15 protein-coding genes are annotated in these 15,991 nt (G+C 58.8%); 11 read left to right on the top strand and 4 right to left on the bottom strand.

Annotated features, from left to right (window positions below; translation table 11 throughout):
• Positions 1-44: 44 nt before the first annotated feature.
• The 4 genes from ACMXYH_RS26645 to ACMXYH_RS26630 all read right to left on the bottom strand — a co-directional run bounded on the left by ACMXYH_RS26645 (position 45) and on the right by ACMXYH_RS26630 (position 5,026).
• Positions 45-1,361: an MFS transporter gene (locus ACMXYH_RS26645; RefSeq protein ID WP_415765458.1), complete on the bottom strand. Its 1,317-nt coding sequence runs from the start codon at positions 1,359-1,361 to the stop codon at positions 45-47.
• A gap of 439 nt (positions 1,362-1,800) precedes the next feature.
• A complete protein-coding gene (locus ACMXYH_RS26640; RefSeq protein ID WP_415764593.1) occupies positions 1,801-2,826 on the bottom strand; it encodes an IS110 family transposase in 1,026 nt (341 codons plus the stop codon).
• 130 nt (positions 2,827-2,956) lie between these two features.
• Positions 2,957-4,201: a transporter associated domain-containing protein gene (locus ACMXYH_RS26635; RefSeq protein WP_415765456.1), complete on the bottom strand. Its 1,245-nt coding sequence runs from the start codon at positions 4,199-4,201 to the stop codon at positions 2,957-2,959.
• Between the two features lie 12 nt (positions 4,202-4,213).
• A complete protein-coding gene (locus ACMXYH_RS26630; RefSeq protein WP_046053341.1) occupies positions 4,214-5,026 on the bottom strand; it encodes a cytochrome C assembly family protein in 813 nt (270 codons plus the stop codon).
• A gap of 210 nt (positions 5,027-5,236) precedes the next feature.
• Here ACMXYH_RS26630 and ffh point away from each other — a divergent pair, with 210 nt between their 5' ends.
• The 11 genes from ffh (at position 5,237) to ACMXYH_RS26575 (ending at position 15,917) form a co-directional block, all read left to right on the top strand.
• The gene (ffh, locus tag ACMXYH_RS26625) at positions 5,237-6,613 is read left to right on the top strand and encodes a signal recognition particle protein (protein ID WP_129441490.1); all 1,377 of its coding nucleotides are present in this window, start codon (positions 5,237-5,239) and stop codon (positions 6,611-6,613) included.
• 249 nt (positions 6,614-6,862) lie between these two features.
• A complete protein-coding gene (gene rpsP / locus ACMXYH_RS26620; protein WP_045059142.1) occupies positions 6,863-7,114 on the top strand; it encodes a 30S ribosomal protein S16 in 252 nt (83 codons plus the stop codon).
• 5 nt (positions 7,115-7,119) lie between these two features.
• Positions 7,120-7,656, top strand: a complete 537-nt coding sequence (gene rimM / locus ACMXYH_RS26615) for a ribosome maturation factor RimM (RefSeq protein ID WP_008014731.1) — start codon at positions 7,120-7,122, stop codon at positions 7,654-7,656.
• Positions 7,638-8,411, top strand: coding sequence for a tRNA (guanosine(37)-N1)-methyltransferase TrmD (gene trmD, locus ACMXYH_RS26610; RefSeq protein ID WP_415765455.1), 774 nt, complete (start codon positions 7,638-7,640; stop codon positions 8,409-8,411). The genes rimM and trmD overlap by 19 nt, the downstream gene beginning before the upstream one ends.
• Positions 8,412-8,456: 45 nt before the next feature.
• On the top strand, positions 8,457-8,807 hold the full coding sequence (gene rplS / locus ACMXYH_RS26605; RefSeq protein ID WP_063322826.1) for a 50S ribosomal protein L19: 351 nt from the start codon (positions 8,457-8,459) through the stop codon (positions 8,805-8,807).
• 197 nt (positions 8,808-9,004) lie between these two features.
• A complete protein-coding gene (xerD, locus tag ACMXYH_RS26600) occupies positions 9,005-9,901 on the top strand; it encodes a site-specific tyrosine recombinase XerD (RefSeq protein WP_008151625.1) in 897 nt (298 codons plus the stop codon).
• Between the two features lie 303 nt (positions 9,902-10,204).
• Positions 10,205-10,936: a bifunctional protein-disulfide isomerase/oxidoreductase DsbC gene (gene dsbC / locus ACMXYH_RS26595; protein ID WP_129441493.1), complete on the top strand. Its 732-nt coding sequence runs from the start codon at positions 10,205-10,207 to the stop codon at positions 10,934-10,936.
• Positions 10,937-11,070: 134 nt separating this feature from the next.
• Positions 11,071-12,375 carry a homoserine dehydrogenase gene (locus ACMXYH_RS26590; protein ID WP_129441495.1) on the top strand — a complete coding sequence of 435 codons (1,305 nt, stop codon included), beginning with the start codon at positions 11,071-11,073 and terminating at the stop codon, positions 12,373-12,375.
• A 66-nt stretch (positions 12,376-12,441) separates the two neighbouring features.
• On the top strand, positions 12,442-13,851 hold the full coding sequence (thrC, locus tag ACMXYH_RS26585) for a threonine synthase (protein WP_129441497.1): 1,410 nt from the start codon (positions 12,442-12,444) through the stop codon (positions 13,849-13,851).
• A 133-nt stretch (positions 13,852-13,984) separates the two neighbouring features.
• Positions 13,985-15,343 carry a transporter substrate-binding domain-containing protein gene (locus ACMXYH_RS26580; RefSeq protein ID WP_129441498.1) on the top strand — a complete coding sequence of 453 codons (1,359 nt, stop codon included), beginning with the start codon at positions 13,985-13,987 and terminating at the stop codon, positions 15,341-15,343.
• A 286-nt stretch (positions 15,344-15,629) separates the two neighbouring features.
• A complete protein-coding gene (locus ACMXYH_RS26575) occupies positions 15,630-15,917 on the top strand; it encodes a DUF3509 domain-containing protein (protein WP_129441500.1) in 288 nt (95 codons plus the stop codon).
• Positions 15,918-15,991: the final 74 nt, after the last annotated feature.

Below are 15,991 nucleotides of genomic sequence, written 5' to 3'. Positions count from 1 at the left end.
ACCAAGAACCCTGTGGGAGCGAGCTTGCTCGCGATGGCGATCTGTCAGGCAACCCGATTCAGATCGTTATTGCGCGTTTCCTTCAGGCACAGCACAGCAATCAAACTCAGCACAGCCGCCCCCGACACATACCCGCCGACATAACTCAAACCACCCATCGCCACCAGCTTCTGTGCGAAGAACGGTGCCGCCGAGGCCCCGACAATGCCGCCCAGGTTGTAGGCCGCCGACGCACCGGTATAACGCACGTGGGTTGGAAACAGCTCCGGCAGCAGCGCGCCCATCGGCGCAAACGTCACGCCCATCAGAAACAGCTCGATGCACAGGAACAGCGCCACGCCCCAGGTCGAACCTTGGGTCAGCAGCGGTTCCATCAGGAAGCCGGACAGAATCGCCAGCACACCGCCGATGATCAGCACCGGTTTGCGCCCGTATCGATCACTGGCCCAGGCCGACAGCGGCGTAGCGGCGGCCATGAACAGCACGGCGAAGCACAGCAGCGCGAGGAAGGTCTCGCGGGTGTAGCCGAGCGTCGACACGCCATAGCTCAGCGAAAACACCGTCGAGATATAGAACAGCGCGTAGCACACCACCATCGATCCGGCACCCAGCAGCATCGGTGCCCAATATTGGCTGAACAGCTCGACTAGCGGGATCTTCACCCGCTCCTGGCGTGCCATTGCATTGGCAAATACCGGCGTTTCGTGAAGCTTGAGGCGCACGTACAGACCAACCATCACCAGCGCGGCGCTGAGCAGGAACGGAATCCGCCAGCCCCACGAGCGGAACTGCTCGTCGTTCAGGGTCATGGCCAGCGTAAGAAACAGGCCGTTGGCCGCGAGGAAGCCGATCGAGGGGCCAAGCTGCGGGAACATGCCGAACCAGGCGCGTTTGCCCTTCGGCGCATTCTCCGTCGCCAGCAACGCAGCGCCGCCCCATTCACCGCCCAGTCCCAGGCCTTGGCCGAAGCGCAGCACGCAGAGCAGAATCGGCGCCCAGGCCCCGATGCTGTCGTAACCCGGGAGCACGCCGATCAGCGTGGTGCATACGCCCATCAGCAGCAGCGAGGCAACCAGCGTCGATTTGCGCCCGATGCGGTCACCGAAGTGGCCGAAAAGCGCCGATCCTAGCGGTCGAGCAAGGAAGGCGATGCCGAAGGTGAGGAACGCCGACAGCATCTGGGCCGTGCCGGAGGTCTGCGGAAAAAATACCGGACCGATCACCAGCGCAGCGGCAGTGGCATAGACGTAGAAGTCGTAGAACTCGATGGCGGTGCCGATGAAACTCGCGGTGGCCACGCGGGTGGCGGAGTTCGTCGGTTGCGCAGGCGCGGTGTCGTTATAAGTCGTGCTGGTCGTCATGCAGTTATCCCTGACAGTCATGTGCCCCAGTGGAGCGAATTATTATGGTCGAACACCCAGGGATGTGGGCTTAACGCAGAGTGCGGGTAGCACTTGGGTATGGCGGGGCTTGGGTAAGCGGCTCGATTATAGGAAGGAGGCTAACGATTCAACAAGGGCAAAAAGATCGCAGCCTTCGGCAGCTCCTACATCTATGGTTACCCCCTTTTCTGCAATACTGTTTTTGATGCGTGTTTGGCTTGCTTTCATCTATCCGGCGTCTGAGTGGGGGTTGTGGTCCCCGCGCCTCGATGAGAATCGATGCCCGACGATCCTAATTAGTGGAACGGCCTTTCAGCCGTGTAGGAGCTCAGGGTTGTCGTCAGGCCGGTTGGCCGTTCACGTCATCTGTTATCCAGCATCGCAAAACCAGGTGGGTGGTGCTCGGGTGACAGCAGGGTCAGGCGTTCATCTTGGCTGGCCCTGCATCGAATTCAGTGTGGTGTGCTGCGATTGCCCAGGCGATCCTCGCCAGCTTGTTGGCCAGCGCACAGACCACGAGATTGGAGTGATGGTGGGACGCTAATAACTGGCGGACCCAGTCCGCCAAAGCGCCTTTCTGTCGCTCCAGCTGGATCAGGTAGACACGGGCGCACTGGATGAGCAGGCGCCTCTGGTTTCGATCACCGCGCTTGCTGATGCCCAACAGGACGGTCTTGTCGCCCGTGGAATGCTGTTTGGGCACCAGCCCGATGGAGGCTGAATAGCCTCGGCCGCATTTGAATTGTTTGCCATCGCCCAACTCGGCAGCCAGGACGGTGGAGGTGATCGGGCCTAAGCACGGTATTGTCATCAAGCGCGATGCCAGATCATCTTCAGCGGCCTGGCATTGCACTCGCTTATCCAGTGTCTTGATCCGCTCAGTCAGGTAGTTGAAGTGCTCATGCAGCATCGTCAGATTTAGTTTGATGGCCTCAGAGAATGAACTCGTCTCAAGCAGCCCCGGCAGTTCATTGATCGACTTGAAGCCGGGGGCCAGGCTGACGCCAACCTCCAGAAGGGCGGCGTGAATCCGATTGACGGTTGCGGTGCGGTCTTTGATGAACGCATCGCGGGTGGAGTTGAGCATGGCCAGCGCCTGTTGGGCCTGGGTTTTGGGCGGCACAAAGCGCATGGTGGGGCGAGTCGCCGCCTCGCAGATCGCCTCGGCATCGGCGAAGTCGTTCTTGTTGCTTTTCACGTAAGGACGCACGAGATGAGGGGCGATGAGCTTGGGCGTATGGCCCAGCTTGGCGACCTGTTGTGCCATGAAGTGGGCGCCGCCACAGGCTTCCATCACGACGGTGCAGGGTTCGAGATTCGCCAGATGTTGGATGAGCGTCATTCGAGTGAATTTTTTGCGGTAGAGCTCATTCCCGCGCTCATCTTGTGCATGCAGATGGAAGGTACGTTTTCCTAAGTCGATGGCGGCAATAGCTACTTTCATGGCAACGGTCTCCGATGAGCCCCCTGTGAAAGCTTAGTGGGCGATCACGGGCGGCGGCGGGGGTAGCCATTTCATTAGGGGAGCGCATTCCAGATGTAGGAGCTGCCGAAGGCTGCGATCTTTTAGCGATCTATCGTGCAGGTACAACCGCTGGGGCCGAACTCGTATGCCAGATCAGTACCCGGCTGACCCGATTGTCTTCCGTCTCCAGAATCTCCAGCCGATAACGCCCGATCTTCAGGCATACCGCACTTTCCGGAATCGTCTCCAGCGCCTCGGTCACCAACCCGTTGAGGGTTTTCGGACCGTCGCTAGGCAAGTGCCAGCCCAGGCTCTTGTTCAATTCGCGAATCGACGCTGCACCTTCGATCACCAGGCGGCCATCGGCCTGTGGATGGATGTGCGGGTTATCCAGGCTGTGCTGGCTTTCGAACTCGCCGACGATTTCTTCGAGAATGTCTTCCAGAGTCACGACACCGAGCACTTCGCCGTACTCGTCGACCACCATGCCCAGGCGTCGCTGTTGTTTGTGGAAATTCAACAGCTGCAGTTGCAACGGGGTGCTTTCCGGCACGAAGTAGGGGTCGTGACAGGCTGCCAGCAGTGCTTCTCGGGTCAGACTGGCGTCGGACAGCAGATGGCGGATCTGCCGGGTATTGAGCACCGCCTCGACGTGGTTGATGTCGCTGTGGAAAACCGGCAAGCGCGTGCGTTTATTGGCGCGAAGCTGCTCAATTATTTCCTCGAGGGAGTCGTCCAGATTGACCCCATCGACGTCACTGCGTGGCACCAGAATGTCGTTGACCGTGATGTTGTCCAGCGCATGGATGCCTGACAGTGGGTGTGGGCGGCAGACGGCGTGTTCGTGATCGTCGTGACGATCGTTCGGGGCTTCGTCTTCGCTCTGCTGCACCACTTTGACTTTGCGGGCGAACGGTCGCATCAGCAACTGGCTTATGCCATTGAGCAACCAGGCGGCGGGATAGATGATTTTCAGTGGCGCACCAAGCAAGGTGTTGCCCAAGGCCAGGACGGCGTCCGGATAACGGACGGCGAGGGTGCGCGGCAGGTAGTCGGCGAACACCAGAAGCACGGCGCCAGCCCCCAGGCAGGCCACCCATGGACCGTTTTCCGCCCAGGTGAAAATCGCCAGCAAGGTGCTGATGACCACGACCAGTGCGCGGCACAGGGTGTTGCAGAGGATCAGGCTATTGAGCGAAAAGCTCAGCTTTGCCACCGGCTTGTCGCTCGAACGCGAAGCTGTCCGCTGGGCGAGCAAGTGCTGTTGCGCAGCTTCGATGGCGGTAAACAGCCCCGACCATAAAATCAGCAGGGCCACTACCGCGAGCATCGGCCCTATGGGCAAGTCGTCCATTAATGCCGCCCGTCAGATATGCAGGATGTATTCACGAACCAGCTTACTGCCGAAATACGCCAGCATCAGCAGGCAGAAACCGGCGAGGGTCCAGCGAATGGCTTTGTGTCCGCGCCAGCCGAGGCGGTTACGGCCCCAGAGCAGCACGCTGAAAACGATCCAGGCGAGGCATGCCAGCAAGGTTTTGTGCACCAGGTGCTGGGCGAACAGGTTGTCGACGAACAGCCAGCCGGAGATCAGCGACAGCGACAGCAGGGTCCAGCCGGCCCAGAGGAAACCGAACAGCAGGCTTTCCATGGTTTGCAGCGGCGGGAAGTTCTTGATCAGGCCGGACGGATGCTTGTGCTTGAGCTGATGGTCTTGAACCAGCAGCAGCAACGCCTGGAATACCGCGATGGTGAACATGCCGTAGGCGAGGATCGACAGCAGGATGTGGGCGAGGATGCCCGGTTCTTCGTCGATGATCTGCACTGTGCCGGCGGGGGCGAACTGTGCGAGCAGCACGGTGGCGGCGCCGAGCGGGAACAGCAATATAAGCAGGTTCTCCACCGGGATCCGCGAGCAGGCCAACAGCGTCAGGGCAATCACCGCGGCAGCAATCAGGCTGGCGGCGCTGAAAAAATCCAGGCCCAGGCCAATCGGTGTCAGCAGGTGGGTGAACAGGCTGGCGCTATGAGCCAGCACGGCGAGCACGCCGAGCGTGACCAGCAGGCGTTTGTTCGCCTTGGCACCGGTGGCCAGACGAGTGCCCTGATAGAGGGTCGCAGCGGCATATAAGCAGGCGGCGGCGAGGGTAGTTAGCAAACTGGGTGACAAGGGGAGCATAAATCCTGTTAGGCAAGCCCGAAAGGCGCTGAGTTTGGCATAGAATCCCCGCAGCACGAAAGACCATGCAACCTGACGACGAGGTGTCCGCCAGACGCAGTCTTCGCTATAATCCGCGACCTGCCCACGCCGCAGGCTCGCCGAGCACATGTTTATTCCGGTCTGGGCCGCCATTATCCCGGTCTACACAGGGCCTGAAAGGATCGCGCAATGTTTGAAAACTTAACCGACCGTCTCTCGCAGACGCTGCGCCATGTCACCGGCAAGGCCAAGCTGACCGAAGACAACATCAAAGACACCCTGCGTGAAGTGCGCATGGCGTTGCTCGAAGCTGACGTCGCCTTGCCGGTGGTGAAAGACTTCGTCAATTCGGTCAAGGAACGCGCCGTCGGCACCGAGGTGTCGCGCAGCCTGACGCCGGGCCAGGCCTTCGTGAAGATCGTCCAGGCCGAACTCGAAAGCCTGATGGGCGCGGCCAACGAAGACTTGAACCTGAGTGCCGTTCCTCCGGCCGTCGTGCTGATGGCCGGTTTGCAGGGTGCGGGTAAAACCACCACCGCCGGCAAACTCGCGCGCTTCCTTAAAGAGCGCAAGAAGAAGTCGGTCATGGTCGTGTCTGCGGACGTTTACCGTCCGGCGGCGATCAAGCAGCTGGAAATGCTCGCGGGTGAAGTCGGCGTAACCTTCTTCCCGTCCGACCTGAGCCAGAAACCGGTCGACATCGCGCAAGCGGCTATTAAAGAAGCAAAACTGAAGTTCATCGACGTGGTCATCGTCGATACCGCCGGTCGCCTGCACATCGATGAAGAGATGATGGGTGAGATCAAGGCGCTGCATGCCGCGATCAACCCGGTCGAAACGCTGTTCGTGGTCGACGCCATGACCGGTCAGGACGCCGCTAACACGGCCAAGGCCTTCGGCGATGCTCTGCCGCTGACCGGTGTGATCCTGACCAAGGTCGACGGCGACGCCCGTGGCGGTGCCGCGCTGTCGGTTCGCGCCATCACCGGCAAGCCGATCAAGTTCATCGGTATGGGCGAGAAGAGCGACGCGCTCGAGCCGTTCCATCCTGAGCGTATTGCTTCGCGCATCCTCGGCATGGGCGACGTGCTCAGTCTGATCGAGCAGGCCGAGCAGACCCTCGACAAGGACAAGGCCGACAAACTGGCCAAGAAGCTGAAGAAGGGCAAGGGCTTCGACCTCGAAGACTTCCGCGATCAGCTGCAACAGATGAAAAACATGGGCGGCCTCGGCGGCCTCATGGACAAACTGCCAAACATCGGCGGCATGAACCTGGCGCAGATGGGCAACGCCCAAGGCGCGGCAGAGAAACAATTCAAGCAGATGGAAGCCATCATCAATTCCATGACCCCGGCCGAGCGCCGCGACCCTGAGATGATCAGCGGTTCGCGCAAACGCCGGATCGCCATGGGTTCCGGCACTCAGGTGCAGGACATCGGTCGCTTGATCAAGCAGCACAAGCAGATGCAGAAGATGATGAAGAAGTTCTCCGCAAAAGGCGGAATGGCCAAAATGATGCGCGGCATGGGCGGTATGTTGCCCGGCGGCGGCATGCCGAGAATGTAAATAATTTACGCAGGGGCTTGCCCTTGCACCTCCCACACGGAAGTGGGATCTCCAGCAAACCCGCACTTGGCGGGAGCTGACTGGCCGTTTTCAACGACGGCTCTATAGCAAATCTTGATGGCGACTGAAAGGCCGCCGGAAAAAGTCATTTGCAAAAGTCCGGATATTCCTTAGAATATGCGGCCTTTCGGGCACCTATGCCCGCTGTGCCTTTAGATTTGCAGCACCGACTACAGGAACGATGTTCACATGCTAACAATCCGTCTTGCCCTTGGCGGCTCCAAAAAGCGCCCGTTTTACCACTTGACCGTAACCGACAGCCGCAACCCGCGCGACGGTTCGCACAAGGAACAGGTTGGTTTCTTCAACCCTGTTGCTCGTGGTCAAGAAGTCCGTCTGTCCGTGAACCAAGAGCGCGTAGCCTACTGGCTGAGCGTTGGTGCACAACCTTCTGAGCGTGTTGCTCAGTTGTTGAAGGACTCGGCTAAGGCTGCGGCCTGAGCAATATGAACGCGACGCCAGCTGTTGCTGATGATTTGATCGTTATCGGCAAAATTTATTCGGTTCATGGCGTTCGCGGCGAAGTGAAGGTGTATTCCTTTACTGATCCGACAGAAAACCTGTTGCAGTACAAAACCTGGACGCTCAAGCGCGAAGGTAATGTGAAACAGGTCGAGCTGGTCAGCGGACGTGGGAACGACAAGTTCCTGGTCGCAAAGCTCAAGGGTCTTGATGATCGTGAAGAAGCGCGTCTTCTGGCCGGTTATGAGATCTGCGTGCCGCGCAACCTGTTCCCTGAATTGACCGACGGCGAGTACTACTGGTACCAGCTGGAAGGTCTGAAGGTCATTGATCAACTCGGGCAATTGCTCGGGAAAATCGATCATCTTCTGGAAACCGGCGCCAATGATGTAATGGTGGTCAAGCCTTGCGCTGGCAGCCTGGATGATCGCGAACGCCTGTTGCCCTATACGGAGCAATGCGTGTTGGCCGTCGACCTTGCCGCAGGCGAGATGAAGGTGGAATGGGATGCGGACTTCTAAGCGTGGCTAACTTGCGCGTAGAAGTGATCAGTTTGTTTCCCGAGATGTTCTCCGCCATCAGCGAGTACGGCATCACCAGTCGTGCGGTGAAACAGGGGCTCTTGCAGCTCACCTGTTGGAATCCGCGAGACTACACGACGGATCGACATCACACTGTGGACGATCGCCCATTTGGCGGTGGTCCGGGCATGGTGATGAAGATCAAGCCCCTGGAAGATGCGTTGGTTAAGGCCAAGGCAGCAGCCGGGGAGGCGGCGAAGGTAATTTACCTGTCCCCCCAAGGCCGTCAACTGACTCAGTCGGCGGTACGCGAGTTGGCGAATCTGGATGCATTGATCCTGATTGCCGGCCGCTATGAAGGCATTGACGAGCGTTTTATAGAGGCTCATGTCGATGAAGAGTGGTCGATTGGCGACTATGTACTGTCTGGCGGCGAGCTGCCGGCGATGGTCCTGATCGATGCGGTTACACGACTGCTGCCTGGAGCTTTAGGGCATGCGGACTCCGCCGAGGAAGATTCCTTTACGGATGGTTTGCTGGATTGCCCGCACTACACCCGACCGGAGGTGTATGCGGATCAGCGTGTTCCCGACGTGTTGCTAAGTGGCAATCACGCGCATATCCGGCGTTGGCGTTTACAGCAGTCCCTTGGTAGGACCTTTGAACGACGCGCCGATCTTCTGGAAAGCCGCTCGCTTTCTGGAGAAGAGAAGAAGCTGCTCGAGGAATACATCCGCGAGCGGGACGATAGTTAACAACGTATCGATGGTAGATCCGACGATTTACCTTAGGAGCACAGCATGACTAACAAAATCATTCTTGCACTCGAAGCAGAGCAGATGACCAAAGAGATCCCTACCTTTGCCCCGGGCGACACTGTTGTCGTTCAGGTGAAAGTGAAGGAAGGCGACCGTTCGCGTCTGCAAGCGTTCGAAGGTGTTGTTATCGCCAAGCGTAACCGCGGCGTAAACAGTGCATTCACCGTTCGCAAAATCTCCAACGGTGTTGGCGTAGAGCGTACTTTCCAGACCTACAGCCCGCAAATCGACAGCATGGCCGTTAAACGTCGCGGTGACGTACGTAAAGCCAAGCTGTACTACCTGCGTGACCTGTCCGGTAAAGCAGCTCGCATCAAGGAAAAACTGGCTTAAGTCCAGCTTCCGATGCAGAAAAAAGCAGCCTACGGGCTGCTTTTTTGTTGCCTGCGATTTACCTGTGGGAGCGTGCGGTGCGGCGATCCGACTTGCCCGCGAATCGATCTAACAAGCACCGCGTTTACATCAGGCTCTATAAAGCCTCAGCAGGCTATGAAAGACTTGCCGTCAGTTTTCCAGTGACCTGAGCCTTTATGCCTGCCATCGATCATCCCCTGATAGACCAATTCCTCGACGCTCTGTGGCTGGAGAAAGGTCTTTCCGATAACACCCGTGATGCCTATCGCAGCGACCTGGCCCTGTTCAACGGCTGGCTGCAGGAAAAAGGGTTGGAGTTGATCAATGCCGGCCGCGAATTGATCCTCGATCACTTGGCCTGGCGTCTGGAGCAAAACTACAAACCCCGCTCGACGGCGCGATTCCTCTCCGGCGTTCGTGGCTTTTATCGCTATTTGCTGCGGGAAAAGTTGATTGCAGTCGATCCGACCTTGCGTGTCGATATGCCGCAGCTGGGTCGACCACTGCCTAAATCCTTGTCGGAAGCGGATGTGGAGGCCTTGTTAAAAGCCCCTGACCTGAGCGAAGCCATCGGCCAGCGCGACCGCGCCATGCTCGAAGTGCTTTATGCCTGTGGCTTGCGTGTGACGGAGCTGATCAGCCTGACACTGGAGCAGGTCAACCTGCGCCAAGGCGTGCTGCGAGTGATGGGCAAGGGCAGCAAGGAGCGGCTGGTGCCGATGGGCGAGGAGGCGATTGTCTGGGTCGAGCGTTACCTGCGCGATGGCCGCCAAGAGCTGCTTGGCGGGCGTCCCAGCGATGTCATGTTCCCCAGCCAGCGCGGCGAGCAGATGACTCGGCAGACCTTCTGGCATCGCATCAAGCACCAGGCCAAGGTTGCCGGGATCGGCAAGTCGCTGTCGCCGCACACCTTGCGCCATGCCTTCGCCACTCACCTGCTCAACCACGGCGCCGACCTGCGGGTGGTGCAAATGCTGCTCGGTCACAGCGATCTGTCGACCACGCAGATCTACACCCACGTCGCCCGCGCCCGCTTGCAAGACCTGCACGCCAAACACCATCCCAGAGGCTAACCGCAACCCTTGTAGCAGCTGGCGAAGCCTGCGTTCGGCCGCGCAGCAGTCGTAAAATCAAGCGCTGTGGTGTTTCAGTTAAAACGCGGACTCAGGATTTACGGCTGCTACGCAGCCGAACGCAGGCTTCGCCAGCTGCTACAAAGGTCCGGAGCCATTTGAACTAGGTATCCTGCATCACCCGCATTCGGCCACAGGGGCCTTATGTGGTAGGCTTTGCCGGTTTGCACGATGGGCGTTTATGACCCGGTGTTTCGGTACGGGCGTTCTGATCGTCCCATTTGTCCGCCTTCAGGAGTTCTCATGCGTCTGACCCAGATTTTCGCCGCCGCAGCCATTGCGTTGGTCAGCACCTTTGCCGTCGCCGATGACGCGGCCGACAAAGCCATTCGTAAAAGCCTGGAAAACCTCCAGCTCGACGTACCGGTAGAAACCATCACTGCCAGCCCGCTGCCAGGTCTGTACGAAGTCAAGCTCAAGGGCAGCCGCGTGCTTTACGCCAGCGCCGACGGCCAGTACGTCGTTCAGGGTTACATGTTCCAACTCAAGGACGGCAAGCCGGTCAACCTGACCGAGAAGACCGAACGCCTGGGCGTTTCCAAACTGGTCAACGAGATTCCAGTGGCTGAAACCGTGGTCTACCCAGCGATCGGCGAAACCAAATCGCACATCACCGTGTTCACCGATACCACCTGCCCGTATTGCCACAAGCTGCACGCCGAAGTGCCTGAGCTGAACAAGCGCGGCATCGAAGTGCGTTACGTCGCGTTCCCGCGCCAGGGTCTGGGCTCGCCGGGTGACGAACAGCTGCAAGCGGTCTGGTGCTCGAAAGACAAGAAAGCCGCCATGGACAAGATGGTCGACGGCAAGGAAATCAAGGCCGCCAAGTGCGATAACCCGGTTTCCAAGCAGTTCGCCCTCGGTCAGTCGATCGGCGTGAACGGTACACCGGCCATCGTTTTGGCCGACGGCCAAGTCATTCCAGGCTACCAGCCTGCGCCACAAGTCGCCAAACTGGCACTGGGCGCGAAGTAAATTCGCATCGTCACGGTCAGCCATTGACGATCATGGTTCGGCGGCAGCATTCGCCGGGCCATTAATAGAGAACCGCGAGCATGCGGTTGTTTTCACGGCCGGCCTTGAGTCGGCCGTTTTATGGGGAGTTCACAGTGAAACCGGTCAAAGTAGGCATCTGTGGGTTAGGGACCGTCGGTGGCGGTACCTTCAACGTACTTCAGCGTAACGCCGAGGAAATTGCTCGTCGTGCCGGGCGTGGAATCGAAGTGGCACAAATTGCCATGCGCACGCCAAAGCCTCAGTTCCAGACGACCGGTATTGCGATTACCAACGATGTCTTCGAAGTGGCCACGAACCCTGAGATTGACATCGTCATAGAGCTGATGGGCGGCTACACCGTTGCCCGCGAGCTGGTACTCAAAGCGATCGAGAACGGAAAACATGTTGTGACCGCGAACAAGGCGTTGATCGCCGTTCACGGTAATGAAATTTTCGCCAAGGCCCGGGAGAAGGGCGTGATTGTGGCGTTCGAAGCCGCCGTGGCCGGTGGCATTCCGGTGATCAAGGCGATCCGTGAAGGCCTGTCGGCCAACCGCATCAACTGGGTCGCCGGCATCATCAACGGCACCGGCAACTTCATCCTCACCGAAATGCGTGAGAAGGGCCGCACCTTCGAAGACGTACTCGCCGAGGCGCAAGCCCTGGGTTACGCCGAGGCCGATCCGACCTTCGACGTTGAAGGCATCGATGCGGCCCACAAGCTGACGATCCTGGCCTCCATCGCCTTCGGCATCCCGCTGCAATTCGACAAGGCCTACACCGAAGGCATCACCAAGCTGACCACCGCTGACGTGAACTACGCCGAAGCGCTGGGCTATCGCATCAAGCACCTGGGTGTGGCGCGCAGCACAGCGGCCGGTATCGAACTGCGCGTGCACCCGACGCTGATTCCGGCCGATCGCCTGATCGCCAACGTCAACGGCGTGATGAACGCGGTGATGGTCAACGGTGATGCCGCCGGTTCGACCCTGTACTACGGCGCTGGCGCTGGCATGGAGCCGACCGCTTCGTCGGTGATCGCCGACCTGGTGGACGTGGTTCGCGCCATGACTTCCGACCCGGAAAACCGCGTACCGCACCTGGCCTTTCAGCCGGATTCGCTATCGGCCCACCCGATCCTGCCGATCGAGGCATGCGAAAGCTCTTACTACCTGCGGATTCAGGCCAAGGACCATCCGGGCGTGTTGGCGCAGGTGGCGAGCATCCTGTCGGAGCGCGGCATCAACATCGAATCGATCATGCAGAAGGAAGTCGAAGAACACGACGGCCTGGTGCCGATGATCCTGCTGACTCACCGCGTGCTGGAACAGCACATGAACGACGCGATCGCCGCTCTGGAAGCCTTGGCGGGCGTAGTCGGTCCGGTCGTACGGATCCGCGTCGAGCACCTGAACTAAGCCGTTATCGTTCACCGGGCTCGCCTGCGAGCCCGGGTTTGCGAACACTGTCTATTGGAGCCAGTCATGCGTTATATCAGTACCCGCGGCCAGGCACCGGCCCTGAATTTCGAAGACGTCCTGCTGGCCGGTCTGGCCACGGACGGCGGTCTGTACGTCCCGGAAAACCTGCCACGTTTCACCCAGGAAGAAATCGCTTCCTGGGCTGGCCTGCCTTATCACGAGTTGGCCTTCCGGGTGATGCGCCCATTCGTCACCGGTAGCATCCCCGATGCCGATTTCAAAAAGATTCTTGAAGAAACCTACGGCGTGTTCTCGCACAACGCCGTGGCACCGTTGCGTCAGCTGAACGGCAACGAATGGGTGCTGGAGCTGTTCCACGGCCCAACCCTCGCGTTCAAAGACTTCGCCTTGCAGCTGCTTGGTCGTCTGCTCGACTACGTGTTGGAAAAACGCGGTGAGCGCGTGGTGATTGTCGGCGCTACGTCCGGCGACACCGGTTCGGCCGCTATCGAAGGCTGCAAGCACTGCGAAAACGTCGACATCTTCATCCTGCACCCGCACAACCGCGTGTCCGAAGTGCAGCGTCGCCAGATGACCACCATTTTCGGCGAGAACATCCACAACATCGCCATCGAAGGCAACTTCGATGACTGCCAGGAAATGGTCAAGGCGAGCTTCGCCGACCAGAGCTTCCTCAAAGGCACGCGTCTGGTGGCGGTGAATTCGATCAACTGGGCGCGAATCATGGCCCAGATCGTTTACTACTTCCATGCAGCCCTGCAGCTGGGCGGCCCGGCACGTTCGGTATCGTTCTCGGTACCGACCGGCAACTTCGGTGACATTTTCGCCGGTTATCTGGCGCGCAACATGGGCCTGCCGATCAACCAGTTGATTGTCGCCACCAACCGCAACGACATCCTGCACCGCTTCATGAGCGGCAATCAGTACGTCAAGGACACCCTGCACGCCACGCTGTCGCCGTCGATGGACATCATGGTGTCGTCGAACTTCGAACGCCTGCTGTTCGACCTGCACGGTCGCAACGGCGCAGCGATTGCCGGGCTGATGGACACCTTCAAGCAAGGTGGCGGTTTCAGCGTCGAACAGGAACGTTGGACCGAAGCCCGCAAGCTGTTCGATTCGCTGGCCGTGGATGACGCTCAAACCTGCGAAACCATTGCTGAAGTTTTTGAGCAAACCGGCGAACTGCTGGATCCGCACACCGCTATCGGCGTGAAGGCTGCGCGCGAGTGCCGTCGCAGCCTGGATATCCCGATGGTGATCCTCGGTACGGCGCATCCGGTCAAATTCCCGGACGCAGTGGAAAAAGCCGGCGTAGGAAAAGCGCTCGAACTACCTGCACATCTTTCTGATTTGTTTGAGCGAGATGAGCGCTGCACCGTGCTGCCAAATGACCTGAAAGCCGTGCAGGCCTTTGTCAGTCAGCATGGCAACCGCGGCAAGCCTCTGTAACCGATTAAAACTGTCACATTTTGAAGCCCGTCTCCTGACGGGCTTTCTCATTTCTGCATGCCACACTTGTCGGGTTTCGTAAATGAAGAGCCGCCCATGAAGGGCGGGCGAGACGATCACCAAGGAAGTGGCAATGCTGTTTTTCAGAGGGTTAAAACCAGCCGCGTGCTGGATGTTTTTTTTAGTCGGCACCCTGGGCTTTGCTCAATGGGGGAGCGCGTCGCAATTGGCGGCGACCGATTCCAAAGGATCGATTGCTGGCCCAATGATCGAGCTGGATGCTCAGGAGTTGAAATGGATTGCCGAGCATTCGAAAGTCATCGTCGCATCGGTGCAATATCCGCTGTACCTGTTCAAGGATGAGCACGGCCAATGGAACGGCTTGAACAATGATCTGCTCAACCGCATCAGCGCGATGACGGGATTGCAGTTTGTTCACGAAGAATCGTTTTCCACCGATCAGTTGCTCGGGCGACTGGAAAGTGGCGCAGCGGACATGAGCACGACGCTGGCGATGAATGACGAACGCAAGACGTTTCTGGATTTCAGTCATGCGTTCGGTGGCGCTGGCTGGGTGTTCGTCGGGCGGGCCGGGGCGCCAGAGGTGCAATCCCTGGAGCAGCTGTCGGGAAGGGTTCTGGTGTTACCGACCCGGCATGCGCTGGAGGCCACGATTCGCCGCGACCATCCGGACATCGAGCTGCGCTCGGTTAAAACCTACGCGGAGGCCCGGGCGCTGGTCGAGAGCGGTGAGGCCTATGCCACCATCGAAAACGAAACCGGAGCACAACTCTATCCGTCCGGGCAGCTCAAGGTCGGGTATACGGTGGAGGGCAAATGGGAGGCGGACCACTTGGCCGTACGCAAAGGTCAGCCTCAGCTGTCGAGCATCCTCAACAAGGCGCTTGAGGCGCTTGATCCTGCCGAATTGCGCGCCATTCGCCTGAAATGGCTCAATGGGATTGCCCCGGTCAAGGTGCCCGGCGTCTGGCACCGACTCACCGAGTGGGGCTGCTGGGGAATGTTTATCGTCAGTCTGTTCGGCCTGTTGTCCCTGCTCTGGAACCGACGACTCACGGTATTGATCCAGCAGCGCCTGGATGCCGAGAAAAGCCTGAGTGATCAGCTTGCCTTCCAGCATGCGTTGATGGACGCCATGCCCGATCCGATGTTTGTTCGTGATCTGGAAGGACGTTTGATCATGTGCAACAAGAGTTATGAGGAGGGCTTGTCGACCCGTTTCGACCAGGTTCAGGGACGAAAGCTGATTGAACTGGACGTCTTGCCCAAAGAGACCGCCGAACTGCTGCATGCAGAGTTCATGGCCCAGCTCGGTACGCGCAAGACGCGCTTCAGTGAGCGTCAATTGATGTTCAACAACGGCGTCAGGCATGTCTATCAGTGGACGGTGCCTTTTTACGGTGCCGACGGACAATTGCGGGGCCTGCTGGGAGGATGGACCGATATTGGCAAGCGTAAGCAGCAGGCGTGACGCCTAATGCCGATCAGTTAAGCAATTTCAGCTGCGACGCACTTCCTTGTAGCAGCTGCCGAACGCAGGCTTCGCCAGCTGCTACGGATTGTGTCGTTCCTTAACTGATTGGCTTTAGGCGTGAGGCGGCTGTTTTTTCTCTGTCATCTTGGCCGTGCATGCTCTATTGACCCGCGGCGCAGGTTCACCAGCAGTCGGTATCCAGAACTTTCTTCTCGAGCCAGTGGTCATTTCTTGTAGGCACGCCCCAGGCACTTTGTTTTCGGACTAATGAGTGGTGATCGAGATGGAAAGTATCAGTCTATTGCTCGGTGAAGCTCTGAGCCCGTATCAGGTAACGTTGACCCCGTCGGGAAACCATGGCGAATGCCTGGTGACACTGAAAAATGCGACCGGCGCGATCGTGGTCGAGCGGGCGTTCAATCAGGCCCAGTTGACCAGCAAACGTCTGCTGACGGATGTCGTCGACGGTTTGCATCGCGACGTGCTGATCGCCGAAGGCAGGCTGGAGCCCTGCGTCATCGCGGCGTTGCGTAATGCTGCTCAGGACAAGATCCTGGCCAACCGAAATTGAATTGTTTTTTGTGGGAACCTTCCTGCGCTTAGGTCAGTCAGACCTTGTAACAGCAGGATCAAGCATTGTGCTCC

Source organism: Pseudomonas frigoris (assembly GCF_047758635.1).
In the GTDB taxonomy this organism is placed as follows: Bacteria; Pseudomonadota; Gammaproteobacteria; order Pseudomonadales; family Pseudomonadaceae; genus Aquipseudomonas; species Aquipseudomonas frigoris.
The sequence above is the reverse complement of the archived record's forward strand: the minus strand, read 5'-3'. Positions and strand labels throughout refer to the sequence as shown.

What these genes read in the sequence shown, in the direction of transcription:
- ACMXYH_RS26635 (WP_415765456.1), bottom strand. Translation starts at nt 4,201, where the DNA reads ATGGACGACTTGCCCATAGGGCCGATGCTCGCGGTAGTGGCCCTGCTG.
- ffh (WP_129441490.1), top strand. Translation starts at nt 5,237, where the DNA reads ATGTTTGAAAACTTAACCGACCGTCTCTCGCAGACGCTGCGCCATGTC.
- rplS (WP_063322826.1), top strand. Translation starts at nt 8,457, where the DNA reads ATGACTAACAAAATCATTCTTGCACTCGAAGCAGAGCAGATGACCAAA.
- ACMXYH_RS26630 (WP_046053341.1), bottom strand. Translation starts at nt 5,026, where the DNA reads ATGCTCCCCTTGTCACCCAGTTTGCTAACTACCCTCGCCGCCGCCTGC.
- rpsP (WP_045059142.1), top strand. Translation starts at nt 6,863, where the DNA reads ATGCTAACAATCCGTCTTGCCCTTGGCGGCTCCAAAAAGCGCCCGTTT.
- ACMXYH_RS26580 (WP_129441498.1), top strand. Translation starts at nt 13,985, where the DNA reads ATGCTGTTTTTCAGAGGGTTAAAACCAGCCGCGTGCTGGATGTTTTTT.
- trmD (WP_415765455.1), top strand. Translation starts at nt 7,638, where the DNA reads ATGGGATGCGGACTTCTAAGCGTGGCTAACTTGCGCGTAGAAGTGATC.
- ACMXYH_RS26640 (WP_415764593.1), bottom strand. Translation starts at nt 2,826, where the DNA reads ATGAAAGTAGCTATTGCCGCCATCGACTTAGGAAAACGTACCTTCCAT.
- ACMXYH_RS26645 (WP_415765458.1), bottom strand. Translation starts at nt 1,361, where the DNA reads ATGACGACCAGCACGACTTATAACGACACCGCGCCTGCGCAACCGACG.
- xerD (WP_008151625.1), top strand. Translation starts at nt 9,005, where the DNA reads ATGCCTGCCATCGATCATCCCCTGATAGACCAATTCCTCGACGCTCTG.
- thrC (WP_129441497.1), top strand. Translation starts at nt 12,442, where the DNA reads ATGCGTTATATCAGTACCCGCGGCCAGGCACCGGCCCTGAATTTCGAA.
- dsbC (WP_129441493.1), top strand. Translation starts at nt 10,205, where the DNA reads ATGCGTCTGACCCAGATTTTCGCCGCCGCAGCCATTGCGTTGGTCAGC.
- ACMXYH_RS26575 (WP_129441500.1), top strand. Translation starts at nt 15,630, where the DNA reads ATGGAAAGTATCAGTCTATTGCTCGGTGAAGCTCTGAGCCCGTATCAG.
- rimM (WP_008014731.1), top strand. Translation starts at nt 7,120, where the DNA reads ATGAACGCGACGCCAGCTGTTGCTGATGATTTGATCGTTATCGGCAAA.